Below are 24,062 nucleotides of genomic sequence, written 5' to 3'. Positions count from 1 at the left end.
GCCTCGGGTCGCTGCTGTGCGACATTGCGCGGCAGATGGGGCGTACCGGGTCAGTCTACCCAGCGGCCTGGTGATCGGCTGTACGTGTCAAGTTCGTACCGATCGTGCACGGGCGGGCTATGGGCCCTGCCAGCCCGACAGGGGTGGTGGCTACCATGACAGAGGCGGAAACCGCCCACAGGGCGGGCGGTTGAACCGACCAGGACGGTACGAGCCAGAAGTTGACGGTGTGTTGCGGCGCGGAGCACACGGGGGTTGCCCGGAGTGCCCGGCCGTACGGGGGAGAGGTGGATTGCTGTGGGAGACACGGATAAGCCGGGCGCGGCGACGAGCCCGCTGAAGCCTGCGGCTACCGGGACGGACCCGGCGGGGGCACCGGATACAACGCCGTTCATGCTGGACGGGCCGACGATCCCGCTGCCTTGGGGGCACGGGTTCAAAATTGCCCCCGTCGTCAGCGCGGCGCAGACGAACGTCAGCGCCGACGACCTGGTGAAGGCCTTCGGCAAGCAGGACGTCCAGATCGAGCTCGACACGCTCACGAACTTCGCCAACAAGGTCGACGCACTGCTCCAGGCCATGGAGGGATCGGCGGCCGCGCCGTACAAGCTCCAGGAGCAGAAAGTCTCCCAGGGCAGCTTCATCAACGCGTCGGACGCCGGGAAGTTCCCGGAGGCCGTGGCCCTGCACACCGCCTACGACAAGGTCCACGACCAGCTCGTCAAGCTCCACAAGGACTTCGCGGCGCAGATCGAGGCGATGAAGGCCGCGGTTACGGACACACACAGCAAGTACACGAGCAACGAGGGCCACACGACGGACGCCCAGAAGGCGATTGCGGCGGGGGCGAGCGGAACGGCGTCGACGTCCAACGTGACGGCCTGACAGCGGCGCCGGGAGAGAGCTACCGGGGAGACGGGGAACAGACCATGTCAGGAACGACGGATTTCACCCATATCGACCACGCCGTACTGAAGGGGATGGTCGACGGCGGGAAGCCCGCCGACGTACTGAAGCGAGCGAATCAACTCCAGGACGCGGGCCGCGTCCTGACGGACCTCAGCCAGGCGCTACAGGGGCACCTCGGCAATGTCAGCTGGGAGGGACCGGCGGCCGAGAACTTCAAGACCTGGGTCGGGAACCTCTACAAGTCGGCGGCGATCATCGCCCAGCATTCCACGACCGCCGGCAACGCCATGGTCCAGGCCGGGGAGGCACTCAGCACGGCCCAGTCCGCTGTGCCCAAGCCTCCGCAGACGGAGATCGATCTGCTGGCCAAGGCCAAGGCGCAGTCGGTCTACATGCCGTCGAACGTGGACCTGGGCGGTAAGTCAGTTGACGACTTCATGTTCTCCCTCAACCCGAACTGGGTGAGCGCGGCCCAGGCCAATCAGGCCAAGGCGACGATCGAGAAGGAGAAGCAGCAAGCCGTTCTCCAGATGGAGAAGCTGGCGCAGGCGTATAGCGCGGCGACGACGACGCTGAACGGGATCGACGACAACGTGGTGCTGCCGGGGACGCCTGGCAGCGACGCAACCGGGAGGTCCGACGGTTCGGAGTACGGGGGTAGTGGGAGCAGTGCTGGCGCCTACGGTGGCACCGCACGCGGCTCCCGTACGAATGGTGGCAGCTACAGCCCGTCCGGCGGCAACTACGGTGGCGCCACCACGAGGCCCCGTGATCCGGCAACGAGCTGGCAGGACCCGTCCAACCCGACCCACCCCGGCCCGACGCCGCCGTACGGCGGCGGTCAGCTGCCGCCCCCGCCGCATGACCCGGGCTCCTCGATCCCGCCGTCCCACCCGTCGGACCCGGTCACCCGCCCCGGTACCGGTCTCGACAGCATCCCGACCCTGCCGGACCAAACCCTCCCGGCCGGGCCCGGCAGTGGCCCTGGGCTGCCGAGCGGCACGAGCGGAACTCCCACCTACCCGGGCGGGCCTGACGGCCGTGGCGGCCTGCCCGGTCTGCCGGGCAGTGGGCCGATCCCCGGCTTCCCGACCGGGACCGGCGGCGGCTCGATTCCGACTAAGAGCACTGGCGGCGGTTACCTCCCCGGTAAGGGCGGCGGCTCGGTTCCCGCCCGCACGGTCCCGTTCGGCGGCGGCCAGGTTCCCGGCAAGCCCGGCACCTCGGGTCTGCCGAGCGGAACGGTCTTCGGTCGTGAGGGCGCCACGGGCGGTGGCCGGGTTGGATCGCCCATGGGCGGCGGAATGGGCGGCATGCACCCGGGCATGGGCGGTGGCCACGTCGTCGGCGGGGGCGGCGGCTCGCGCGGTCGGGGCCTGACCTCGACCCCCGGCGGAACCGCTGGCGGCCGCAAGGGACCTGCCGCCGGCGGGGAGTTCACCCCGGGGGGTACGGGCCTGCGCAACCGTGCTGCTGCGGCGGGAGCCGCCGAGGGCGGTGGCCGGTCCGGGCAGAACGGCATGATGGCCCCGGGCATGGGTGGTCATGGCGGCAAGAACGAGCGCGACCGCCGCAACCGCGCGCACTACCTCCATGAGGACGAGGAGACCTGGACCAGCGGTACGCCGCACAGCAACCCGGACGTGATTGAGTAGGACGACAACGACTGCCCGGCCACTGGGCTCGCCCAGTGGCCGGGCAGAGCTGTTCGGGGCTGCGTTCCCCGGGGTGCTGAGAATACGACGAGGAGTTGTGATGGGGCGGAAGCTAGAGAGTCGGCGGATGCTTGCAGCGGCACTCTTGGCTGTGGGAGTTCTTGTCGTGCCGGTTGCGGCGCCTGCGGTTGCTGACGATTCGATCCGTGCTGATCAGTGGCATCTGGACACGATGCACGCCCCGGAGATGTGGAAGGTCTCGAAGGGGGAGGGGATCACCGTTGCGGTGATCGATGGCGGGTTCAAGCTGGATCATCCGGATCTCGTCGGGCAGTTCCTTCCGGGGAAGGACTTCAGTGACAGCTCGGGCGGAGTGGGGTCCGACCCGGATGGACACGGGACGGGCATGGCCAGCCTCATTGCCGGTACGGGCAAGAACCGTGGAGGAAACGGAGCCTACGGTCTCGCGCCCGCAGCGAAAATTCTCCCATTGAAGATCAACAACGGGTCTGTGGGAACTGTAATCTCGGCCGACTTCCTTGGCCAGATCGGGCAGGCTGTGAATTACGCAGTCGACCAGGGCGCCAAGGTCATCAGCATCTCGCAGGGAAGGGCCGCAGTCATGGCTTCTCCCGACGATGTAGCCAAGATCAACCAGATTATGGCGAACGCGCGGGCGAAGGGTGTGCTCGTGGTCGCCAGCGCCGGGAACTCTGCGCAGAAAGGCAATCTCGCCGAGTATCCGGGGGCGCTGCCCAATGTCGTCGCGGTCGGGGCTTTTGATCAAAATGGCAATGTGACGGACGAGTCCGAGAGGGGGCCGCAGGTTGCTCTTGTGGCACCGGGCAAGGACATAATCGCGGCTTGTACAGCCTCCACCGGTTACTGCAAGAGCCATGGCACGTCCGACTCGACTGCCCTGGTTTCAGCTTCGGCGGCATTGCTCTGGGCGGTTCACAAGGACTGGTCGGCGAATCAGATCCTGCGGGTGCTCATCAACACCGCAGGCAGGCCGAACGGCGGGAATGCCCGTACGGATGACGCCGGTTGGGGTGCGGTCCGGCCTCGGATCGCGCTGACGAATCCTGGCGATCCGGGTCCGGCGGATGTGTCGCCGCTTCCGGCCGATGTGGCTACGCCGTCGGCTGCTCCGTCGGCGTCGGCGAGTTCGTCGGCTTCCGCGTCGTCGGCGCCGAGTGCTCCTGCGAGCCCGAGTGACGTGGCGGTGGCTGTGCCGACGTCGAAGCCGAAGGCTGATGCCTCGTCCGGGTCGGGTGGCAGCGCGGTGTCGATCGTGGCTGCGGTGGTGGCTGGGTTGGCGCTGGTCGCGGGTGTGGTGTTCGCCATGGTGCGGCGGCGGAAGTCGGCCGTGCAGCCCGAGGCTTACGTGCCGCCGGAGCCGCCGCAGCCGCCGGGGCTGGCGGCCTCGCCTCCTCCGCCAGCGCACGAGCCTCGGGTGTCGCCGGACGACAACCCTTACGCGCGGTAGATCGGAAGTCGGTTGGCTGCCCGGCCGCAGGTGTGAGCCTGACGGTCGGGCAATCGCGTTCTGGTGAACCGCTTCGGCTGAGGCGAAGCGATTCAGTGTGGGTTGGTGTGCGGATGGTTACGCCTCCGGCGCGTCGTGGCCTCGGGGTCGACGGTCTGATCGTCGCAGGATGGCGAACGGAGAGCCGTGAGGACGCCGAGGACAACGGTGGCGATCGCGAGGGCGATGAGGATCGCGAACGCGGCGCCGATCAGGAAGTTGGCGGTTCCGGGCCTCACCGGTGGGCCCCGAGGTGGGCGGAGAGGAAGAAGAGGCGCTCTTCCGCCTGGCTACGGGTGAGGGGGATGGCGAGGTAGTCGCCGGGCACGGCGTGGATGTCGAGGTCGACGGCGGGCCGGAGTTGGAGAGCCGCGTCGGGAGCGGACTCGGCGGTGAGGTAGTGGACGGTGGTGCGCTCGGTCACGCCTCGCACGGGTCACCTCGCTCGGCGTCGAGGAGGAGGTTGAGGAGGTTGAACAGGGTCGTGACCGGAGCGGTGTTGAAGCGGATGAGGACGCGTCCGTCGAGGGTCGTGTCGGTGGTCGCGGAGGGCCAGACGAGGCCGAACTTCCTTCCGTGCTCGTGGACTTCGGTGATGAGGGTCTTGATCTGGGCCTCGGTGTAGTACCGGATGCGGGGGTCCGTGGGCTTCATCGGGTGGCGTCGGGTGTGGTTCACGCGACGGCGTCCAGCTCGAACCAGATGTTCTTGCCCTTCTCCTGCGGGTCCACGCCCCACCGGTGGGTGAGCCCCTCGACCAGCTGGAGGCCCCGGCCGGACTCGGCGAGGTCGGCGGGGGTGCGCTGCTCGGGGAGGGCGGGGCTCTCGTCGGCGACGGAGACGCGGAGCGTGCTGCCGCCGATGACGAGCAGGACGACGGGCGACGCGGTCTTGCCGTGCTGCCAGGCGTTGACGATCAGCTCGACGAGCGCGAGCTCGGCGTCGATGACGGCCTCGGGGTGCCAGCCGGCGCGGGTCATGGCCTGGCGCAGGGTCTGGCGGGAGAGCGCGAGGGAGGGGGAGTTGAGGCTGCACATGGGGAACCTCCGTGAGAGGTGGGGGGTCCGGCGGATGCGTCGCCGTGAGCCAGGCCGGAGCGGAGCTGGTGGATGCCACGCCTGGCTGCTCTGCGGTGCCGGGGCAGCAGGCGCCTACTGCCCCTAACGACAGGCATTACTGACGATCAGTCGGATCGATGTGGCTTTGACCATAGTGCATGCCAGTATCTAGTTTTCTTCCTATGGGGGAGATTCCCTCTATCGTGGTAACTGGTGGACCGGTACTCAGCCGGCGCGGCACACTTGGTCAGACTGCACGCTTGGAAGGAAGTCATGCCCCCGCGCTCGAACCCCACGCTCCACCAGCGACGACTTGGCATCGAGCTTCGGAGAATGCGGGAGCAGGCTGGGCTCGGTGGTACACAACTCGGCCGAGCGGTCGGGATGACTCCAGCCCAGGTGACGCAGATGGAGTCCGGAAGGATCGGCATCAGTGCGGATCGCCTGCGCGTGATCGCCGCAGCGTGCAGCTGCACCAATCAGCCGCTGATCGAGGCTCTCGTTGGCATCGCCAAAGACCGCAGGAAGGGCTGGTGGGAGGAGTATCGGGGGACGCTGGCGACTGACTTCCTCGATATCGCGGAAGTTGAGAGCCATGCACGGAGGCTGTCCACCTTTACGATCACTTTCATCCCGGGACTTCTTCAGACAGGCGCCTACGCCTCGGCGGTATTCAGCCAAGCCTTCCCGACCCCGGCCCGTCACGAAGTTGATCTCAGAACCGCCTTCCGCATGCAGAGGCAACGTGTCATCCGGTCCGGGGCGGCGCCATACTCCGCGTTCATCCACGAAGCGGCGCTACGCATGCAGTTCAGCGGGACGAAGGTTCTTGGCGAGCAACTCGATGCTCTGATCGAGGACTCCGAGAGCCCGGGGATCTCCATCCGAGTGGTGCCGTTCGATGCCGGAACCATCCCGGGCCCCAGTGAGAACCTCACGTTCGCCGAAGGGCCGGTGTCCGAGCTGGACACTGTCCAGATGGACACCGGTCACGGCATCGTTCTCTACGACTCGCCAGCCCACCTTGCAGCCTTCCGCGAGATCCTTGCCCGCATGACCGCCGTCGCTCTGTCAGAGGATGACTCGCGAACGTTTATGCGGAACATCAAGGAAGAGATGGAAAGCAAGGTATGAGTGGTATCAAGTGGCAGAAGTCCAGCTACTCGGGAGCCAATGACACGTGCGTCGAGGTTCGGACAGCCGACGGGCAGGTCGAACTCCGCGAGTCCGACGACGGCGGCATAGTCGTCCGCACCACCCCGGCCAAGTTCGAGAGGTTCATCCAAGGGGTTAAAGCGGGCGAGTTCGACCACCACGGTGGCCTCAACGCTTGACGCAGTGCAGCCGCCCCTCGCTTGACGAGGGGCGGCTGCGCCGGTGCGGGGATGGCGCCCGGACACCGCAGGCTGTTGGCGGTGCCGGTCTCGGCCGGGTTGACGGTTCCGGTTGCGTCCCGCAGTCGCAGCTGAGCAGTGCGCGGGCGGTGCGCGGCTCCGTGCCCGAACCTGTCGGCGACACGGCGGCTGGTGTCCGTCCTTCTGGGCACCCGATTGACGGCGCGCCCCCGTCGCCGCCCGCATCGAGAACGGCAGTGCATCCCCGCGAACCGCTGGTCGTGAACCTTGCTCTGAGGGGACGCCAGCATGCCACTTTGCGCGGCAACGGGCGCGGACCGGAGCAGCGGGAGCGGCTGCGGGCGGCGCCGAACCGCGGTGAGGGCGGCAGGCGGCCCGGGGAGCCCACCTGAGCCGGTGACGCTCTGTTCGAAAGTGTGTGCGCTAGGGTGTCGAGTGGTCTGTGACTTGGGGTGACGGTGCGTAACGCAGGCTTGGTGCATCAGGTGCGGATGGTGCGGTTGGGGGCCGGGGATCCGGCGGTGATGGTGGCGCAGTTTCGGCTGAGTGCGGTGCTGGTGCCGTTGTGGGGTGATGAGGCGGTGTGGACGGCGGACGAGGGGGGTTTGCGGTGGGTCTTCGCGTTCTCGTCCGAGGAGGAGCTGGCGGCATTCGTGCGGTCGAAGGGACTGCCGCTGGAGGGCTTCCCGTATATGACGGTGTTCGGTAGCCGGTTGTTGGATGTGGCGGTGCCGGGGCTTGGTGTGCCCGGGGGGATCGCGCTGGATGTGGCGGGGAAGGAGCCGATGCTCTTTCCTCCGGTGCGGGGGATCGTGCCGGACGCGGTGGCTCTGGACGGGCCGGTGACGACGGGGGGTGTGGGCGTTGGGTGAGGGTTATCAGGCGGATCCTGAGGCGTTGAAGCTGGCGGCGGACGGTCTCAACGGGGTGATTGCCGAGTTGAAGTCGATCGGCATAGCCGGGATCGCGGAGGGTGGACGAGGTTTCACCGAGCTGGAGTTGGGCGGGATGGATGCCGGCGACTTCGAGTTGTCGACGACGTTCGGGGAGTTCTGCGAGCGCTGGAGCTGGGCGGTCAGGTCGCTGGTGGTGAAGGGCTCGGACATGGCGAGCAAGGTCGGTCTGGCCGCGGGCACGTACTACGAGCAGGAGCAGTACGCGAGCGGGCTGGCGAAGGATGTCGTGGCCGGCGTGATCGGCAATCCCCACCTGACCGAGGAACAGGTCGAGCACGAGTCGTGGTCGCAGGTGTGGGCCGACAACCCGATCAACGACTTCATGCACCCGGACTACTCGGGCGAGTCGTTCGACAAGGCCGGGGACGACATCAAGCAGCAGTGGAAGAAGGCGGCTCAGGACGCGGTCCAGAAACCCGGCATGGTCAACATGACGCTGACCGCGACGGTCGGCCCCGTCCCGCCGGCCGGGGAGAAGTGACGGCATGGGATTCCTCGGTGATGCCGTGGACTTCGTCGACGATGTCGTCGACAGCGGGGCGAAGTTCGTCGCCAAGGGCCTGCAGAAGGGCGGGCACCTGGCCGGGAAGGCACTCGACGCGGCCGGTCTGCACGGCGCCGGACAGACCGTCAGCGGCTGGGGCGACGACATCGCCGACGACGCCGGGCTCAAGGTCGGCGAGCGTAACCTCGACCAGAGCGACGACCCGAAGGAACTGCTGCACGGCGACGCCAAGAAGCTCAACGAGTCGCCGGGCACCTGCAGAAGTTCCACGACGCGTTCGACAAGGCCGGCCAGGGCCTGACCCGCCTGGACACCGACCACTGGACCGGACAGGCCGGCGACAACTTCCGCCGGGACTTCGACCCCCAGCCCAAGCAGTGGCTCGCCGCGGCGGACGCCTTCGCGAAGGCCGGCACTGCCCTGACCACCTACGCCCACACCGTCAGCTGGGCTCAGGACCAGGCCAAGGACGCCGTCCGGATCTGGAAGGAGGCACAGAAGAAGTCCGACGCCGCCGCCAAGACCTACATGAACGACGCGATGACCTACAACCTGCGGCTGAAGGCCTACAACGCGACGCCGCCCGACCAGCGCCAGGGCGACCCGCCGGCCGACCCCGGCGAGTTCACACCCCCCCGCGGACGCGGTCGCCCAGTTCAAGGAGGCCGAGGACAAGCTCGACGCTGCCCGCACCCAGCGCGACTCGGCCGCCCGCACCGCGCTGACGGCGATCAAGGCCCTCCTGGAGTCCGCCCCGGCGATGCCGAGCCGCACGGAGATCCTCAAAGCCGACCTGATGGACACCGCCACGTCCGTCCCGCAGCTGGCCGAACACTTCGGCGGCGGCGTCGTGAAGAGCGTCGTCGACCTGAACAAGCTCCTGCGCAGCGTCAACCCCCTCGACCCCTACAACATCACGCACCCCGCCGAGTACGCCACGGGACTGTCCGGTCTCGTCGCCGGCCTGTCGACATCCGCCAACAACCCGACCGAAGCCGTCAAAGGCCTCGTCGGCAGCGGCTGGGGATCCGACCCCGCCGAAGCCGGCGGCAAACTCTTCGGCAACCTGCTGCTCACCCCCGAAACCGGCGGCGGCAGCGCCGCCGCCACCGCCGCCGAACGCGAAGCCACCGCCGTAGCCGAAAACGCCGCCAAGAACACCGCCAAGGAAGCTGCGGAGAAGGCGGCTAAGGAGGCTGCCGAAAAGGCCGCCAAGGAGGCCGCTGAAAAAGCGGCGAAGGAAGCAGCGGACAAGGCCGCCGTTTCGGCGAAACCGCCAATGCCAGCGCCGACTCACCCGGCCAGCCTGCCTGAGGGCTGGAACGTCAAGAGCCCTGCGCAGGAAGCCGCAGACACGACAGCCGCCAGTGCTAAGTCCGTTCCGTCCCAGCAAGTGCCGCACCCGCTTCAACCAGCGCCTCATCCTTCACCGACGCCGACCCCGCAGCCCGAGTTTAAAACAGGTCCGGTCAAACCAGAGAGCGCGCACCCATCGATTAAGTCGGCTGAGGAAGCCGGTGTGGCTCATGAGGCCAACACAACTTCAGCGGGTGCGACGAACCACAGTCACCCCGTGGACCACTCCGGGCCGACAGGCCACGATGGTACTGCAGGTCAAAGCGTCGACCATTCCTCTGTTCCTGCGGACGCCTCTGATGCCTCTCCGGTAGCGAAGCATGTCGAGGGCGGCGCTGCCCCCGGCAGTGGACCGCACATGACCCCGGAGGAGTTCAGCCGACTGACACCCGAAGATCAGATGAAGGTTGCCTGGTCCGAGACCTCGCAAGGGCGAAGACTTTCAAGGACAACCTTGAAGCTGAGCACTATGGCGCCGATTACTGGAATCACTACGCCGAAAGCCTCCCTGAATCGCAGAAGAAGGCAGTGAATGCTTACACTGGAGATGATTACATACCCATAAACGGATACCTGCGATCCGGTGGATACATCAGTCAGGCAAATTTGGATCGCATTGCGGAGATTGACGCGGCCCTGGCGGGTCACCCCGTGCCTGAAACTGTGATGATAAGCCGTGGGACCAACCTTGGACATATCGGCATGAGCCCTCCACAGATGGCGGGTAAGGTATTCACCGAGGATGGGTTCACTTCGGCGTCGCTGGGCGAAAGTCCTTTTTCGTACAAGGAGGCCATGCTGCATCTAAAGGTGCCTGAAGGTACGCCTGGACTGTGGGTGGAGAAAGTTGGGGAGTACGGGGATGGCGAGCGAGAGCTACTGTTGGGGCGCGGCGTCAAGTGGCGCGTTGACCGCGTCGTCGTGCAGAATAATGGAAAGTACGATATCTATGGTGAAGTTTTGCCGTAAAGGAGGCGCATTCGATGACTAGCGGCAAGGAGAACCCGCGCCTCGCTGAGGACATGCAGTTGCGTGTTCTGGAGGGTGGGCCGGTCGACTACAGTTATTCGACCGACAAGCCGGTCGAATATGCCGCCGTGGCCAATGATGAGGGTGATGTGCTCGGGTACCTCTGGGCATGTGATGCCGATGACGCAGCCGGGTGGGTGGAACGCCGCGCAGTCGGCCCCGCAGCGGCCCAGGCAGCCGGATATTGGCTTATGAAGATGCGAAGCGCGAAATCTCGTGCGTTGCTTCCGACTCAGGCTCTGGCTGAGTTGTCGGCCGACACCGACGGTGGACGGGCTGGGCACGTTGTTTCCGCTTCACGAGCCATGGCGACTAGCGTCCAGGAACTATATGAGAAGGCGCGCGAAGGCTGGGAACCGCCCGCACGGTCGGAGCCGCCTCGCGGCCGTCGCCGCTGAGTCCCACGAGCACCCGGTGGCCTCCACCCCACGACAGGGGTGGAGGCCACCGACGCGCTCCGGCGTGAGGGTCGCGGGTGTGCGCTGGGGTCACTCGGGTGGCGGCTGGTGGGGGTGTCGGGGTGGTGGTGAGGGTGGTTGTATGGATGCGGAGGGTGGTTGTATGGATGCGGAGGGTGCTGGGCGGGTAGGGCAGTTGCGGCGGGCGGCGGCTGCGGCGTTGATCGGGACGGCGATCGAGTTCTACGACTTCTTCCTGTACGGGACGGCGGCCGCGCTGGTGTTCGGGCCGGTGTTCTTTCCCGAACTGGGCACGGTGGGGGCGCTGTTGGCGGCGTTCTCGGTGTATGCGGTGGCGTTCCTGGCCCGGCCGTTGGGGGCGGTGGTGTTCGGGCACTTCGGTGACCGGGTGGGGCGGAAGGCGACGTTGGTGGTGTCGCTGCTGCTGATGGGGTTGTCGACGGCCGCGGTGGGGGTGTTGCCGGGGTTCGCGGTGTGGGGGTGGTGGTCGCCGGTGCTGCTGGTGGCGTTGCGGGTGTGCCAGGGCGTCGGGTTGGGCGGGGAGTGGGGTGGGGCGGCGCTGCTGATCGCGGAGAACGCGCCGGCCGGGCGGCGGGGGCGGTACGGGGGAGTCCTGCAGTTGGGGCCGACGGGTGGGTTCGTGTTGGCGAACGGGGTGTTCCTGGCGCTCCAACTCGGCATGGACGAGGGGTCGTTCCGGGGGTGGGGGTGGCGGGTGCCGTTCCTGGCCTCGCTGGCCCTGGTGGCGGTGGGGCTGTTCGTGCGGCTGCGGTTGACGGAGTCGCCGTTGTTCCACGCGGACGAGCGGCGGGACAGGCCGCCGGTGGTGGAGGTGTTGCGGGAGCACTGGCGTCCGGTGCTGGCGGGCGGTGGGGCGATCACCGTGGGGTACGCGCTGTTCTACCTGACCACGACGTACGCGCTGGCGTACGCGACGTCCGGGCTGGGGGTGGCGAGCACGCTGGTGTTGTCGATGCTGCTGGTCGGCGCGGTGGGGATGGCCGTGGCGGTGTGGCTGAGTGCCTCGCGCAGTGACCGGTGGGGGCGGCGGCGGACGTTGCAGTGGGCGACGGTCCTCGCCGCCGGCTGGGCGCTGGTGCTGTTCCCGCTGTTGGAGACGGTGCGGCGGCCGCTGATGTTCGTCGGGCTGGCGGGGGCGATGATGGTGCTGGGCTGCATGTTCGGACCGGTGGCGGCGTTCCTGCCGGAGCTGTTCCCGACCCGGGTGCGGTACACCGGGGCCGCGCTGACGTACAACCTGGGCGGTGTGATCGGCGGTGCGACGACGCCGTTGGTGGCGACCAGGCTGACGGCCGCGTACGGGACGGCGCAGCCGGTGGGTTGGTACGTGGCGGGGCTGGGCGTGCTGGCCCTGGGGTGTCTGTGGCTGCTGCCGGAGACCACGGGTGCCGAGCTGGCGGCGGTGGACGGCGGACGCCGCCGGGCGCCCGTCCTGGGGACGGACCCGGCGGCGTAGGCGCACCCGGCGTACCCGGAGGTCAGCCGGCTAGGGCGGCGCGACCGGCCAGCAGGACCGCGGTGTGCTGGGCGACGCGCGCGCCGAGGTGCTCGGCGGTCGCGATGTCGGCCTTGTGGACGGCCTCGACGCCGGCGTCGGACGGGGAGGAGGCGGCGGCGCCGTTGAAGAAGCCGAGGCGGTTGATGTCGTTCTCGCTGGCGGTGGTGGCGTTCCAGCCGGGCTTGAGGCCGAGGTTGACCCAGTTCATGCCGTGCTGGGCGGCGAGGGTCTGGAAGAAGCCGAGGGTGCCGGCCTTGTCTCCGCTCTTGGAGGCGGAGTTGGTGAAGCCGGCCGCGACCTTGTCCTTCCAGGCGTCGGTGAACCAGCGCTTGCTGGTGGCCTCGGCGAAGACGTGGAAGGCGCCGGAGGCGGTGCCCATGTAGGTGGGGGAGCCGAAGACGATCGCGTCGGCGGCGTCCAGCTGGGCCCACTGCTCCTCGGTGATGGTGTCGACGGCGATCGAGATGACCTCGGCACCGGCGGCGGCGGCGCCGCGGGCGACGGCCTCGGCTATCACGGCGGTGTGGCCGTAGCCGGAGTGGTAGGCGAGGGCGACGGTCGGACGGACGGCGGTCATGCGGGCACTCCTGTACGGGACGGCGGTGAGCCGGTGGGGAAGTGGAGGGGACGGAGCGCGGACAGGGCGTACTGCGCGGGCCCGGCCCGTCGAACGGTCTCCAATATAGACCAGGTCTCCATTGGTTACCAAGAGTGGATTAGAGACCGCGGGCTACCCTGGTCGGTATGACGACCGAGGAAACGGCCTGCACCGGCATCGGGTGGCACCAGGAGCAGGAGCAGGAGCAGGGGCAGGGGCAGGAGCTGGAGCAGGAGCTCGACGTCTTCGCCCAGCTCTGCCCGAGCCGCGAGATGTTCGCCGAGCTGGCCGACAAGTGGTCGCTGCTGATCCTGATGAGCCTGGCCGCCTGCGGGCCGCAGCGCTTCTCCGAGCTCCAGCGCGGGATCGGCGGGGTCAGCCGCAAGATGCTCACCCAGTCGCTGCGCACCCTGGAGCGCGACGGGCTGGTGCGCCGCACGGTCTTCCCGGAGACGCCGCCGCGGGTGGTCTACGACCTGCTGCCGCTCGGCCGGGAACTGGCCGAGCTGGTCTCCCCGCTCGGTCGCTGGACGGAGCGGCGGGCCCGGCAGATGCTCGCGGCCCGCGAGGAGTTCGACGCGGCGCAGGCCGAGGCCTGAACGGAGCCCGAGTGGGCGCCCGGGCGGACGCCCGAGTGGTCGGAGCGCGGACCTGGGCGGTCGGACCGGGGCCGAGCGGGGCCGATTTCCCTTCCGGGTCGACGGCCGTGTAATGTCTTCCTTGTTCGACCGGCCCGGGAAAACAAGCCCGGCAAGCCCCTATAGCTCAGTCGGTAGAGCGTCTCCATGGTAAGGAGAAGGTCTGCGGTTCGATTCCGCATGGGGGCTCAACTGAAAGACCCTCGCCTCACGGCGGGGGTCTTTCGCTTTCATGAACCAGCACAGCCCGAGCCCGGCCGGGCCGCCGACACGCGGTGGCCTAGCGGGTCGGGTGCGGAATGCGTTGTGATGGTGCGTCATCGGCCGCCCGCCCGTGGGGTGCGGGCGCGAGCCGGACCCCGACCGGGAGGGCGTCATGGGCGTTCGACTCGTGGTGGTCGACGACCACCGGCTGCTGGCCGAGGCGCTGGCCACCGCGCTCCAGCTGCGCGGCCACCGGGTGCTCGCGGTCGGCTCGCCGGCCGGCGTCGCCGCCGACCTGGTGGTTGGACGGCGGCCGGAGGTGTGCCTGCTGGGCGTGGCTGCACCGGGGGAGCCGGGTGCCTTCGACGGGCTGCGCCGGATCCGCCGGGAGCGCCCCGAGGTGGCCGTGATCGTGCTCGGGCCGGTCGGTGAACTGCGGGGCGTGGCAGGGGCGTTCGCAGCCGGAGCGGCCGGGTACGTGCCCAGCGACGAGCGGATCGAGGTGGTCGAGCGGGCGATCGGACGGGCCCGGGCCGGCGAGGCCGCGGTGGCGGTGGACATCCTGCGCGGGGCCTTCGACCAACTGCTGCGCCCGGTGGCCGAACCGGACGACGAGGCGGTCCGGCTGCTGCGGCTGCTGACCCGCCGTGAGGTGCAGGTGCTGGCCCGGATCGCGGACGGCGAGGACACCGCGGCGATCGCCGCCGGGATGCGGATCGCCGCGAGCACCGCCCGTACCCACGTCCAGCGGGTGCTGATGAAGCTGGGCGCGCGTACCCGGCTGGAGGCGGCCGCGGTGGCCGCGCGCACCGGCCTGCTGGAGCGGATGTCCGGCGGCTGAGGACGGGGACGGGGACAAGGACTGAGGACGGCCCGTGGGCGGCGGCTGTGGAGGGTGGCTGAGGACTGGGTGAGAAAGCCCGGGAGCCACCGCCCCGGTGGTCGGGAGCACCCTGCCGGGCAGGGACAATTGACCGCAGTCGTACGCAATCCCTCGATGGCCCGCCGACCGGGCGGACCATCGCCCGCTGGAGGTCTCATCATGAGTAAGTACCTGGTCACGGGTGGCGCCGGCTACGTCGGCAGTGTGGTGGCAGCCCACCTGCTGGAGGCGGGGCACCAGGTGACCGTCCTGGACGACCTCTCCACCGGCTTCCGCGAGGGCGTCCCGACCGGCGCCGAGTTCGTCGAGGGGCGGATCCAGGAGGCCGGCAAGGTGCTGGACGGCTCCTTCGACGGCGTGCTGCACTTCGCCGCCTCCTCGCAGGTCGGCGAGTCGGTCGTGGACCCGGAGAAGTACTGGCGCAACAACGTGGCCGGTTCGCTGGAGCTGATCAGCGCGATGCGCGCGGCGGGCGTGCGCAAGCTGGTGTTCTCCTCCACCGCCGCCACCTACGGCGAGCCGGAGGCGGTGCCGATCGCCGAGACCGCCCGCACCGCGCCGACCAACACCTACGGCGCCACCAAGCTCGCGGTGGACCACCTGATCACCAGCGAGGCCGTCGCCCACGGCCTGGCCGCCGTCTCGCTGCGCTACTTCAACGTGGCCGGCGCGTACGGCGCCTACGGCGAGCGTCACGACCCCGAGTCGCACCTGATCCCGTTGGTCTTCCAGGCCGCGCTGGGCCAGCGTCCGCACATCGCGGTCTACGGCGACGACTACCCGACCCCGGACGGCACCTGCATCCGCGACTACATCCACGTCGCGGACCTGGCCGAGGCGCACCTGCTGGCGCTGGACGCCGCCAAGCCGGGCGAGCACCTGATCTGCAACCTGGGCAACGGCAGCGGCTTCTCGGTGCGCGAGGTGATCGAGTCGGTCAAGCGCGTCACCGGCCGGGAGATCCCGGTGCAGGTGGCCGGTCGCCGGGCCGGTGACCCGGCCGTGCTGGTGGCCTCCGCCGAGCGCGCCCACCAGGCGCTGGGCTGGACGCCGCGCCGTCCGAACCTGGACGACATCGTCGCCGACGCCTGGAAGTTCACCCTGGAGAAGAACGCCGGCTGACCACGGGCGAGTCGGGTCGGTCCCGGGGTGCGGAAAGCGCCCCGGGACCGACCGGACCGATCAAGTCCGGCCACTCACGCACCTCCTGACGAAACTTCACCAAACCACCACGGGAGGGTTTCCCGGCCCGTACGCTGAGTGCGGTACCGGTGGGGGCCGGCGCCCATCCGGCCTCACCGGCCAACCGGTGGGCGGGCGGAGCGACGGGGCCGGAGCACGCACGCCGGACCGGTCCCCGCTCCCGGGCTCGGGCGCTCTGAGCAGGGGGTAGTGACGATGGGGCGGATCCGGGTCCTGGTGGTCGACGACCACCGGATCTTCGCCGAGGCGCTGGCTGCGGCCCTCGCCGCCGAGCCCGACGTGGAGGTGGGCGCGGCCGGCAGTGCGGCCGCCGCCGAACGGGCGCTGGAGCGCGCCGCCGCCGAGGGGCGGGCCTACGACGTGGCGCTGATCGACGCCGACCTGGGGGCCGAGGCCGCAGGCGCCCGGGCCCGGCCCGGCGCCGAGCCGACCGAGGAGGCCCGGCGCCGCCCGGCCCCGGCCATACCGCCGCCGCGCCGGTCTGCGGTCCAGGTCGAGGTCCCCATGGCCGTCGCCCGCCCGACCGACCAGCTGCGGGCCGACCAGCTGCGGGCCGACCAGCTCAGAGCCGTCTCCCCGCCCCCCGACGGCATCACCCTGCTCGGCCGGCTCCGCCGCGCCCACCCCGGACTGCGCGCCGTCGTCCTGGCCACCGCCGACGACCCGCACCGCGCCGCCCGGGCGCTGCACGCGGGGGCCACCGGCTGGGTGGCGAAGGAGAGTTCACTGGCCAGGCTGCTCGCCGTGGTCCGGGGCGTGCTGCGGGACGAGACGCATCTGCCGCCCGCGCTGCTCACCGGGGTGATCCGCGAGCTCACCACCGCCCGGCGGGACCGCACCGAGAGCGAGCGACTGGTCGACACCCTCACCCCGCGGGAGAAGCAGATCCTGCGCTGCATGGTCGCGGGCCTGGGCCGGCAGGCCGTCGCCGAGCGGCTCTACCTGTCGCCGCACACGGTCCGGACGCACATGCAGAACGTGCTCGGAAAGCTCGGGGTGCACTCCACGCTGGCCGCCGTCGCGGTCGCCCGCCGGGCCGGGGTCAGCCCCGCCGAACCGGCGGTACCGCCGTCCGTCGCCTCCGCGCCGTGAGCGGCGGCCGCCCGAACGGCGTTCTCCCGAGCGGCGGCCTCCTGCGCGACAGCGGAAGGCTCAGCCCGGGATGTTGTCGAACGGTGCGACCAGCAGCCGCAGCAGCGCGGCGAGTTCGCCCTGCTGGCCGGAGCTGAGCTGGGCCAGGAGTTCGCGTTCGTGCGCGAGCAGTCCGGCCAGTGCCTGGTCGGCGCGGTCGCGGCCGTCGTCGGTGAGCCGGACCAGGACGCCGCGCCGGTCGCCCGGGTCGGGCAGGCGCTTGACCAGGCCCTTGCCGGTGAGGCGGTCGATCCGGTTGGTCATGGTGCCGGACGTGACCAGGGTCTGGGTGAGCAGCTGGCCGGGGGAGAGCTGGTACGGGGAGCCGGCCCGCCGCAGGGCGGTCAGGACGTCGAACTCCCAAGGCTCCAGGCCGTGCTCGGCGAACGCGGTGCGGCGGGCGCGGTCCAGGTGCCGGGCGAGCCGACTGACCCGGCTGAGCACCTCAAGCGGCTCCACGTCGAGGTCGGGGCGCTCTCGACGCCACGCTGCGACCAGCCTGTCGACCTCGTCCTCCATGACGATCAGTGTATCGGTGGATGTGTCGATGTGAAGTCTCTTGACATCGAGAAATATGCCAGCGAGGCTTCACCGAGATATCTTGATGTCGAGATACCTGCGAGGTGAGCCATGACCACCCCAGTCTGGGACCCGGCGCAGTACCTGCGCTTCGCCGACGAACGCACCCGCCCGCTGCGCGAACTGATCGCCCGCGTCCCCGCCCTCCCGGATCCGGACGACGCCGTGATCCTCGACATCGGCTGCGGCCCGGGCAACTCCACCGCCGTCCTGCGCGAACGCTGGCCGCAGGCCCGGATCACCGGAGTCGACAACTCCGCCCCGATGCTCGCCACCGCCCGCGCCGAGGGCGAACCCACCGCCGACTACCTGCTCGCCGACGCCCGCGAGTACGACCCGGCCCCGGCCCGACCGGACCTGATCGTCTCCAACGCCACCCTGCAGTGGGTCGACGGTCACCTCGACCTGATCCCGCGCTGGGCCGCCGCGCTGCGTCCGGGCGGAGTGGTCGCCATCCAGGTCCCCGGCAACTTCGAGGCCCCCAGCCACACCCTGCTCGCCGAACTGCGCCGCAGCCCGCGCTGGTGCGACGCCCTCGGCGCCGACGCCGTCCGCTCCGGCGTCCACCCGCCCGAGCGGTACCTCGACGCCCTCGCCGCCGCCGACTGCCTCCCCGACGTCTGGGAGACCACCTACCGCACCCTGCTCCCCGGGCCGGACCCGGTGCTGGAGTGGGTCAAGGGCAGCGCGCTGCGGCCCGTCCTCACCCAGCTCGCCGACCCGGCCGACCGGGCCGCCTTCCTCGCCGAGTACGGGCGGCTGCTGCGCGAGGCCTACCCGCCCGGGCGGTACGGGACGGTCTTCCCGTTCCGGCGGATCTTCGCGGTCGGGGTGAAGCGGTAGCCGGAGCGAAGCGGTGGTGGAGCGGTAGCCGGGGTGTGGGGCGAGGGGCGAAGCGGTGGGAGCCGGGCCCGGTGCGGGCTCAGCCCTTGCGGTCGCCGACCAGCTTCGGGTGCCGCTCCAGGCCCTCCAGCCCGTGCCAGGCCAGGTTCACCAGGTGCGCCGCCACCGTCGCCTTGTCCGGCTTGCGGACCTCCAGCCACCACTGGCCGGTCAGCGCGACCATCCCGACCAGCATCTGCGAGTACATCGGGGCCAGCCGGGCGTCGAAGCCGCGGGACTTGAACTCCAGGCCCAGGATGTCCTCGACCTGGGTGGCGATGTCGCTGATCAGCGAGGCGAAGGTGCCGGTCGACTGGGCCACCGGCGAGTCCCGGACCAGGATCCGGAAGCCGTCCGTCGAGGTGTCGATGTAGTCCATCAGCGCGAACGCGGCCTGCTCCAGCAGCTCGCGCGAGTGCCCGCCGGTGAGCGCCCCCGTCACCATGTCCAGCAGCAGCTGCATCTCGCGGTCCACCACCACCGCGTACAGCCCCTCCTTGCCGCCGAAGTGCTCGTACACCACGGGCTTCGACACCCCGGCGCGCTCGGCGATCTCCTCCACCGAGGTGCCGTCGTAGCCGCGCTCCGCGAAGACCGTCCGGCCGATCTCCAGCAGCTGCTCCCGGCGCTGCTTGCCGGTCATCCGGACCCGGCCGCCCCGGCGGCGCGGGGCCGAGGCGGCCGCGCCGCCGTCCGCGCCCGCCGGTGCAGCGGCCCGCGGGCGGGCCGGCGCCGTTCCGGGCGCCGCGTCCGTCCGCGTGCTGTGGTGACCGCCTGTGCTGTCTGCGCTGCTCCCGTTCACCCCTACATCATGCTGGAAGTGCCGCCTCATGCGGCGCGGCGGGCGGCGATCCGCTGTGCGTCCGGCCAACGGACGTCCCGGACCCAGCCGGCCAGCTCGAACCAGCGGATCAGCCGGGCCGAGGAGTCGATCTGCCCGCGGAGCACCCCGTGCCGGGCCGCGGTCGGATCGGCGTGGTGCAGGTTGTGCCAGGACTCGCCGCAGGAGAGCACCGCCAGCCACCAGACGTTGCCGGAGCGGTCCCGGGAGCGGAACGGGCGCCGGCCCACCGCGTGGCAGATCGAGTTGATCGACCAGGTGACGTGGTGCAGCAGCGCCACCCGGACCAGCGCCCCCCAGAAGAAGGCGGACAGCGCGCCCTCCCAGGACAGGCTCACCAGGCCGCCGACCAGCGCGGGCAGCAGCAGCGAGATCATGGTCCAGAGCCAGAACAGCCGGGAGATCCGCCTCATGGCCGGGTCGCGGACCAGGTCCGGGGCGTACTTGAGCTGCGGGGTCTGCTCCTCGTCGAACATCCAGCCCATGTGCGCCCACCACAGGCCCTTGATCAGGGCCGGGATGCTCTCGCCGTACCGCCAGGGCGAGTGCGGGTCGCCGTCCTTGTCGCTGAATCGGTGGTGCTTGCGGTGGTCGGCCACCCAGCGCACCAGCGGGCCCTCGACCGCCAGGCTGCCGGCGATCGCCAGCGCCAGGCGCATCGGGCGGTTGGCCTTGAAGGCGCCGTGGGTGAAGTAGCGGTGGTAGCCGACGGTGACGCCGTGGCAGGTGAGGAAGTACATGGCGACGGTGATCGCCGCGTCCGTCCACCCCAGCCCCCACCCCCAGGCCACCGGCACGGCGGCGGCCAGCGCGGCGAACGGCACGAGGATGAACAGCGCGAGCGCGACGCGTTCGGCGAAGCCCTGCTTCTCCCCGCCACGGGTGGCGGACAGCCCGGTCGCTGCGTCGGGGGAGGGATCGGGGTGCGCGGAGCCCCCAGCGCGCGCCTCGCCTGCCTGGATGGTCATGGGGCGTCCCTTCGCGGCGTCCCTTGAGCGGGACAGAGCGGAGCCTACGTTGGCGTAACCTACGGCATCGTAGGTTGCGCTCCGTGTCCAGGGGAACACACCGCTGCGCGGCGCTTGAGTGAATTCACTCGACTGGATGGATGAATCCCGGATCCACCCCGTGATGGGACAAGTCGCACACACACTCTTCGCATGCGAGCGAAGACCGAACAGCGCGAAGCCGCCCGCCGCCTCCGCCGAGAGGGGCGCACCTACGACGAGATCCAGGCCGAGGTCGGGGTGTCGAAGAGCTCGATCTCCCTGTGGTGCCGCGACCTGCCGCGGCCGAGTACGCCTCGACAGCAATCGCGGAAGGCTGCCGAGGCCCGGTGGGGGCCAATCCGGCGGCAACGGGACGAGGGGCGCCGCGCGACCAAGGCGGCGGCCCGTGCTGAGAGCGGTGACCTCAGTGATCGGGAGCTCTTCCTAGTCGGGGTCGCGCTCTACTGGGCGGAGGGGACGAAGGACAAGCCCTACGACCGTCGGGAGTACGTCCAGTTCGTCAACAGTGACCCGGATGTTGTGTCGGTGTTCCTAGCCTGGCTGGCGCTGCTGGGAGTCTGTCGCAGTCGCTGGAGGCTGAGGGTCATGATCCACGAATCGGCCGACACGTTGGCGGCCGAGCGCTACTGGGCCGGGATCTCCGGAGTTCCCGTTGAGGGCTTCCAGCCGACGACGCTCAAGAAGCACAGGCCGCGAACGATGCGGAAGAACACCGGCGCCGGCTACCACGGGTGTCTGGTGGTCAGTGTTGTCGGCAGCGCTGATCTGTACCGGCGGATCGAGGGCTGGTGGATTGGTATAGCCGATACCCATCGCAGGCCGGTCTCGGGTAGGGTCTGAGCCACCATCCGCCGTGGTGTAATGGCAGCACAGGGCCCTTTGGAGGCCTTTGTCTGGGTTCGAATCCTAGCGGCGGAGCCTCTGCAGGCCTCCGATGTGGCCGTACATTCGTGCGCCGGTATTGTCGGTGCCGCTCGGCGGACTGTGCGAATGGCGACCGGCCTGGGTCCGGGCCGGGCCTGCTCTGCCCTCTCTGTGAACCTACCGAGGAGCCTCCCCGCATGGGTGCCAATTCGCTTGCCGCCGTTGTCGTGCTCGCCGCCGGTGGCGGGACCCGGATGAAGTCGAACAAGCTGCCCAAGGTGCTGCACGAGGTGTGCGGGCGCTCGCTGGTGGGTCACGCGGTGTCGGCGGCTGGTGAACTGGCGCCGGAGCAGCTCGTCGTGGTGGTCGGCCACCAGCGCGAGCAGGTGGAGGAGCACCTGGCGGCGCACTACCCGGCGGTGCGGCCGGTGGTGCAGGAGGAGCAGAACGGGACCGGGCACGCGGTGCGCACGGCGCTGGAGGCGCTGGCCGCGGAGGACGTGGTGCTCGACGGCACCGTGATCGTCACCGCCGGTGACTCGCCGCTGCTGACCGGGCAGACCCTGCGCCGGCTGGCCGACGCCCACGCCGCGCAGCGGAACGGGGTCACCGTGCTGACCGCCGTCGTCCCCGAGCCCTTCGGCTACGGCCGCATCCTGCGTGACGAGGACGGCACCGTCGCCGCGATCGTCGAGGAGCGGGACGCCAGCGCCACCCAGCGCGCGATCACCGAGATCAACTCGGGCGTCTTCGCCTTCGACGCCAAACTGCTGGTCGAGGCGCTGGCCGAGCTCACCACGGACAACTCGCAGGGCGAGGAGTACCTGACCGACACCCTGGAGATCCTGCGCAAGGCCGGACACCGGGTCGGCGCCGTGGTCGCCGAGGACCACCGGGACATCCTGGGCATCAACGACCGGGTCCAGCTGGCGCAGGCCCGTCGGCTGCTGAACGACCGTCTGCTGGAGCGGGCGATGCGCGCGGGCGTCACCGTGGTGGACCCGGCGACCACCTGGTTCGACGTGCAGGTCTCGTACGAGCCGGACGCCGCGGTGCTGCCGAACACCCAGCTGCAGGGTGCCACCCACCTGGGCGAGGGCTGCGAGGTGGGCCCGAACTCCACCCTGAAGGACACCCTGGTCGGTGCCGGCGCCCGTGTGAGCAACACCACGGCCGACCGCGCCGAGGTCGGCGAGCTGGCCATCGCCGGCCCGTACGCCTACCTGCGGCCGGGGGCGAAGCTGGCCCGCAAGGCGAAGGTCGGAACCTACGTCGAGGTGAAGAACTCCGAGCTGGGCGAGGGCGTCAAGGTGCCGCACCTCTCCTACATCGGCGACGCCACCATCGGCGAGGGCACCAACATCGGCGCGGCCTCGGTCACCGTGAACTACGACGGGGTCAACAAGCACCGCACGGTCATCGGCGCGCACTGCCGCACCGGCTCGGACAACATGTTCATCGCTCCGGTCACCATCGGTGACGGCGCTTACACCGGCGCGGGCTCGGTGATCACCAGCGACGTCCCGGCGGGCGCACTGGGCGTGAACCGGGCGCAGCAGCGCAACATCGAGGGCTGGGTCGAGCGCAAGCGCCCCGGGACCACGTCCGCCGAGGCCGCGAAGGCCGCGACGGACGGGGCCGCTGAGGCCTGACGGGCCGGGCGGTGCGCCCGCGGGGCGGTCCCGAGGCGGACGGTTTCTACGCGGGCGCGTAACCTTGGGGACATACGTGCGCCACTGGGCTTACCGCCCGTGTCCAGGCGTACCGAAAATTCCCTGATCCCCCGTGAGCGCGGGCTGCGCCTGCCCTCCACGGGGACGGGGTTCAGCGTCCGCAAACGCGAGGAGACGGTGCAGTGAGCGGGATCACGACGTCGGGTGAGAAGAAGCTGAAGCTCTTCTCCGGCCGTGCCCACCCGGAGCTGGCGAAGGAGGTGGCCGAGGCGCTGGGGACCGAGCTGGTCCCGACCAAGGCCCTGGACTTCGCCAACGGCGAGATCTACGTCCGCTTCCTGGAGTCGGCGCGCGGTGCGGACTGCTTCGTGATGCAGAGCCACACGGCTCCCATCAACCAGTGGATCATGGAACAGCTGATCATGATCGATGCTCTGAAGCGGGCCTCCGCCCGGAGCATCACCGCGATCCTGCCGTTCTACGGGTACGCCCGCCAGGACAAGAAGCACCTGGGCCGCGAGCCCATCTCGGCCCGCCTGGTCGCCGACCTGCTGCGCCAGGCCGGTGCCGACCGCCTGATGGCCGTGGACCTGCACACCGCGCAGATCCAGGGCTTCTTCGACGGCCCGGTGGACCACCTGTTCGCGCTGCCGCTGCTGGCGGACTACGTGGGCGAGCGGGTCGACCGCTCCAAGCTGACCATCGTCTCGCCGGACGCCGGCCGGGTGAAGGTCGCCGACCAGTGGTGCGACCGCCTGGACGCCCCGCTGGCGATCATCCACAAGCGCCGCGACATCACCCAGGCCAACACCATCCTGTCGGCCGAGGTCGTCGGTGACGTCAAGGACCGGGTCTGCGTCCTGGTCGACGACATGATCGACACCGCCGGCACCATCTGCGCCGCCGCCGACGCGCTGTTCGAGAACGGCGCGGCGGACGTCCTGGTGGCCGCCACCCACGGCGTGCTCTCCGGCCCGGCCGCGGACCGGCTGAAGAACTCGCGGGTGAGCGAGTTCGTGTTCACCAACACGCTGCCCACCCCGGCGCAGCTCCAGCTGGACAAGATCACCACGCTGTCCATCGCCCCCTCGATCGCGGCCGCGATCCACGAGGTGTTCGAGGAGGGTTCGGTCACGAGCCTCTTCGAGGGCGTGCACTGACGAAGGCCCCGCGCGGCGGCCCCGGCCCCCCTCGATCGAGGGCACCAGGCCGAGGAGCAGGCTGAGCGCGTGGGTCCAGAGCTGACGGCGATTCGGGTGCGGCCCGG

25 protein-coding genes, 2 tRNA genes and 1 pseudogene are annotated in these 24,062 nt (G+C 69.9%); 21 read left to right on the top strand and 7 right to left on the bottom strand.

What is annotated here, in order from left to right:
* Nucleotides 1–393 precede the first annotated feature (393 nt).
* The 3 genes from ACWC9T_RS16445 (at nt 394) to mycP (ending at nt 4,053) form a co-directional block, all read left to right on the top strand.
* On the top strand, nt 394–885 hold the full coding sequence (locus tag ACWC9T_RS16445) for a hypothetical protein (RefSeq protein ID WP_449821732.1): 492 nt from the start codon (nt 394–396) through the stop codon (nt 883–885).
* Between the two features lie 44 nt (nt 886–929).
* A complete protein-coding gene (locus ACWC9T_RS16440; RefSeq protein WP_449821731.1) occupies nt 930–2,564 on the top strand; it encodes a hypothetical protein in 1,635 nt (544 codons plus the stop codon).
* Between the two features lie 127 nt (nt 2,565–2,691).
* Nucleotides 2,692–4,053: a type VII secretion-associated serine protease mycosin gene (mycP, locus tag ACWC9T_RS16435; RefSeq protein WP_449821730.1), complete on the top strand. Its 1,362-nt coding sequence runs from the start codon at nt 2,692–2,694 to the stop codon at nt 4,051–4,053.
* Nucleotides 4,054–4,327: 274 nt separating this feature from the next.
* On the opposite strand, the gene ACWC9T_RS16430 is transcribed toward mycP, so the two are convergent.
* The 3 genes from ACWC9T_RS16430 to ACWC9T_RS16420 are packed head-to-tail and all read right to left on the bottom strand — an operon-like array spanning nt 4,328 to nt 5,129.
* Nucleotides 4,328–4,516: a hypothetical protein gene (locus ACWC9T_RS16430; RefSeq protein ID WP_449821729.1), complete on the bottom strand. Its 189-nt coding sequence runs from the start codon at nt 4,514–4,516 to the stop codon at nt 4,328–4,330.
* Nucleotides 4,513–4,770, bottom strand: coding sequence for a hypothetical protein (locus ACWC9T_RS16425; RefSeq protein ID WP_449821728.1), 258 nt, complete (start codon nt 4,768–4,770; stop codon nt 4,513–4,515). The genes ACWC9T_RS16430 and ACWC9T_RS16425 overlap by 4 nt, the downstream gene beginning before the upstream one ends.
* Nucleotides 4,767–5,129 (bottom strand): ATP-binding protein, encoded by a 363-nt coding sequence (locus ACWC9T_RS16420; RefSeq protein ID WP_393027138.1) that lies wholly within the window; start codon nt 5,127–5,129, stop codon nt 4,767–4,769. Before ACWC9T_RS16420 ends, ACWC9T_RS16425 begins: the two co-directional genes overlap by 4 nt.
* A 294-nt stretch (nt 5,130–5,423) precedes the next feature.
* On the opposite strand from ACWC9T_RS16420, the gene ACWC9T_RS16415 reads away from it, so the two are divergent.
* The 8 genes and pseudogenes from ACWC9T_RS16415 to ACWC9T_RS16380 all read left to right on the top strand — a co-directional run bounded on the left by ACWC9T_RS16415 (nt 5,424) and on the right by ACWC9T_RS16380 (nt 12,247).
* A complete protein-coding gene (locus tag ACWC9T_RS16415; protein ID WP_449821783.1) occupies nt 5,424–6,284 on the top strand; it encodes a helix-turn-helix domain-containing protein in 861 nt (286 codons plus the stop codon).
* On the top strand, nt 6,281–6,484 hold the full coding sequence (locus ACWC9T_RS16410) for a DUF397 domain-containing protein (protein WP_449821727.1): 204 nt from the start codon (nt 6,281–6,283) through the stop codon (nt 6,482–6,484). Before ACWC9T_RS16415 ends, ACWC9T_RS16410 begins: the two co-directional genes overlap by 4 nt.
* Before the next feature lie 497 nt (nt 6,485–6,981).
* A complete protein-coding gene (locus tag ACWC9T_RS16405; protein WP_449821782.1) occupies nt 6,982–7,377 on the top strand; it encodes an SseB family protein in 396 nt (131 codons plus the stop codon).
* A 25-nt stretch (nt 7,378–7,402) separates the two neighbouring features.
* Nucleotides 7,403–7,942: a hypothetical protein gene (locus ACWC9T_RS16400; RefSeq protein WP_449821726.1), complete on the top strand. Its 540-nt coding sequence runs from the start codon at nt 7,403–7,405 to the stop codon at nt 7,940–7,942.
* A 4-nt stretch (nt 7,943–7,946) separates the two neighbouring features.
* Nucleotides 7,947–9,157 (top strand): annotated as a pseudogene (locus ACWC9T_RS16395) (putative T7SS-secreted protein).
* Nucleotides 9,158–9,733: 576 nt separating this feature from the next.
* Nucleotides 9,734–10,291, top strand: a complete 558-nt coding sequence (locus tag ACWC9T_RS16390; RefSeq protein ID WP_449821781.1) for an ADP-ribosyltransferase — start codon at nt 9,734–9,736, stop codon at nt 10,289–10,291.
* A 14-nt stretch (nt 10,292–10,305) separates the two neighbouring features.
* Nucleotides 10,306–10,749, top strand: a complete 444-nt coding sequence (locus ACWC9T_RS16385; protein ID WP_449821725.1) for a hypothetical protein — start codon at nt 10,306–10,308, stop codon at nt 10,747–10,749.
* 163 nt (nt 10,750–10,912) lie between these two features.
* Nucleotides 10,913–12,247 carry an MFS transporter gene (locus ACWC9T_RS16380; RefSeq protein ID WP_449821724.1) on the top strand — a complete coding sequence of 445 codons (1,335 nt, stop codon included), beginning with the start codon at nt 10,913–10,915 and terminating at the stop codon, nt 12,245–12,247.
* Nucleotides 12,248–12,269: 22 nt separating this feature from the next.
* Here the strand turns inward: ACWC9T_RS16380 and ACWC9T_RS16375 are convergent, their stop codons facing one another.
* Nucleotides 12,270–12,866: a flavodoxin family protein gene (locus tag ACWC9T_RS16375; RefSeq protein ID WP_449821723.1), complete on the bottom strand. Its 597-nt coding sequence runs from the start codon at nt 12,864–12,866 to the stop codon at nt 12,270–12,272.
* A 167-nt stretch (nt 12,867–13,033) separates the two neighbouring features.
* On the opposite strand from ACWC9T_RS16375, the gene ACWC9T_RS16370 reads away from it, so the two are divergent.
* From ACWC9T_RS16370 to ACWC9T_RS16350, 5 genes are all read left to right on the top strand, one after another.
* Entirely contained in the window at nt 13,034–13,486 is a 453-nt protein-coding gene (locus tag ACWC9T_RS16370) for a winged helix-turn-helix transcriptional regulator (RefSeq protein ID WP_449821722.1), read from the top strand.
* 155 nt (nt 13,487–13,641) lie between these two features.
* Nucleotides 13,642–13,714, top strand: a tRNA-Thr gene (locus ACWC9T_RS16365).
* A gap of 187 nt (nt 13,715–13,901) precedes the next feature.
* The gene (locus ACWC9T_RS16360; protein WP_449821721.1) at nt 13,902–14,570 is read left to right on the top strand and encodes a LuxR C-terminal-related transcriptional regulator; all 669 of its coding nucleotides are present in this window, start codon (nt 13,902–13,904) and stop codon (nt 14,568–14,570) included.
* A 201-nt stretch (nt 14,571–14,771) separates the two neighbouring features.
* On the top strand, nt 14,772–15,734 hold the full coding sequence (gene galE / locus ACWC9T_RS16355; protein ID WP_350739238.1) for a UDP-glucose 4-epimerase GalE: 963 nt from the start codon (nt 14,772–14,774) through the stop codon (nt 15,732–15,734).
* Nucleotides 15,735–16,010: 276 nt separating this feature from the next.
* Entirely contained in the window at nt 16,011–16,907 is an 897-nt protein-coding gene (locus ACWC9T_RS16350) for a LuxR C-terminal-related transcriptional regulator (protein WP_449821720.1), read from the top strand.
* A gap of 60 nt (nt 16,908–16,967) precedes the next feature.
* Here the strand turns inward: ACWC9T_RS16350 and ACWC9T_RS16345 are convergent, their stop codons facing one another.
* Complete coding sequence (locus ACWC9T_RS16345; RefSeq protein WP_449821719.1) at nt 16,968–17,465, bottom strand: MarR family winged helix-turn-helix transcriptional regulator; 498 nt, start codon at nt 17,463–17,465, stop codon at nt 16,968–16,970.
* A gap of 111 nt (nt 17,466–17,576) precedes the next feature.
* On the opposite strand from ACWC9T_RS16345, the gene ACWC9T_RS16340 reads away from it, so the two are divergent.
* Nucleotides 17,577–18,368 (top strand): methyltransferase domain-containing protein, encoded by a 792-nt coding sequence (locus ACWC9T_RS16340; protein ID WP_449821718.1) that lies wholly within the window; start codon nt 17,577–17,579, stop codon nt 18,366–18,368.
* 79 nt (nt 18,369–18,447) lie between these two features.
* Here ACWC9T_RS16340 and ACWC9T_RS16335 read toward each other — a convergent pair whose 3' ends face one another.
* Both ACWC9T_RS16335 and ACWC9T_RS16330 read right to left on the bottom strand, forming a co-directional pair.
* Nucleotides 18,448–19,050: a TetR/AcrR family transcriptional regulator gene (locus ACWC9T_RS16335; protein ID WP_350526162.1), complete on the bottom strand. Its 603-nt coding sequence runs from the start codon at nt 19,048–19,050 to the stop codon at nt 18,448–18,450.
* Between the two features lie 185 nt (nt 19,051–19,235).
* A complete protein-coding gene (locus ACWC9T_RS16330; RefSeq protein WP_449821717.1) occupies nt 19,236–20,216 on the bottom strand; it encodes an acyl-CoA desaturase in 981 nt (326 codons plus the stop codon).
* Between the two features lie 192 nt (nt 20,217–20,408).
* On the opposite strand from ACWC9T_RS16330, the gene ACWC9T_RS16325 reads away from it, so the two are divergent.
* From ACWC9T_RS16325 to ACWC9T_RS16310, 4 genes are all read left to right on the top strand, one after another.
* Nucleotides 20,409–21,098, top strand: coding sequence for a hypothetical protein (locus tag ACWC9T_RS16325; RefSeq protein ID WP_449821716.1), 690 nt, complete (start codon nt 20,409–20,411; stop codon nt 21,096–21,098).
* Nucleotides 21,099–21,105: 7 nt separating this feature from the next.
* Nucleotides 21,106–21,176 (top strand) — tRNA-Gln (locus ACWC9T_RS16320).
* 143 nt (nt 21,177–21,319) lie between these two features.
* On the top strand, nt 21,320–22,774 hold the full coding sequence (gene glmU / locus ACWC9T_RS16315; protein ID WP_449821715.1) for a bifunctional UDP-N-acetylglucosamine diphosphorylase/glucosamine-1-phosphate N-acetyltransferase GlmU: 1,455 nt from the start codon (nt 21,320–21,322) through the stop codon (nt 22,772–22,774).
* 203 nt (nt 22,775–22,977) lie between these two features.
* Entirely contained in the window at nt 22,978–23,955 is a 978-nt protein-coding gene (locus ACWC9T_RS16310) for a ribose-phosphate diphosphokinase (protein WP_449821714.1), read from the top strand.
* Nucleotides 23,956–24,062 lie beyond the last annotated feature (107 nt).

The sequence above is a fragment of the Kitasatospora sp. NPDC001159 genome (genome assembly GCF_053598235.1).
The sequence above is the reverse complement of the archived record's forward strand: the minus strand, read 5'-3'. Positions and strand labels throughout refer to the sequence as shown.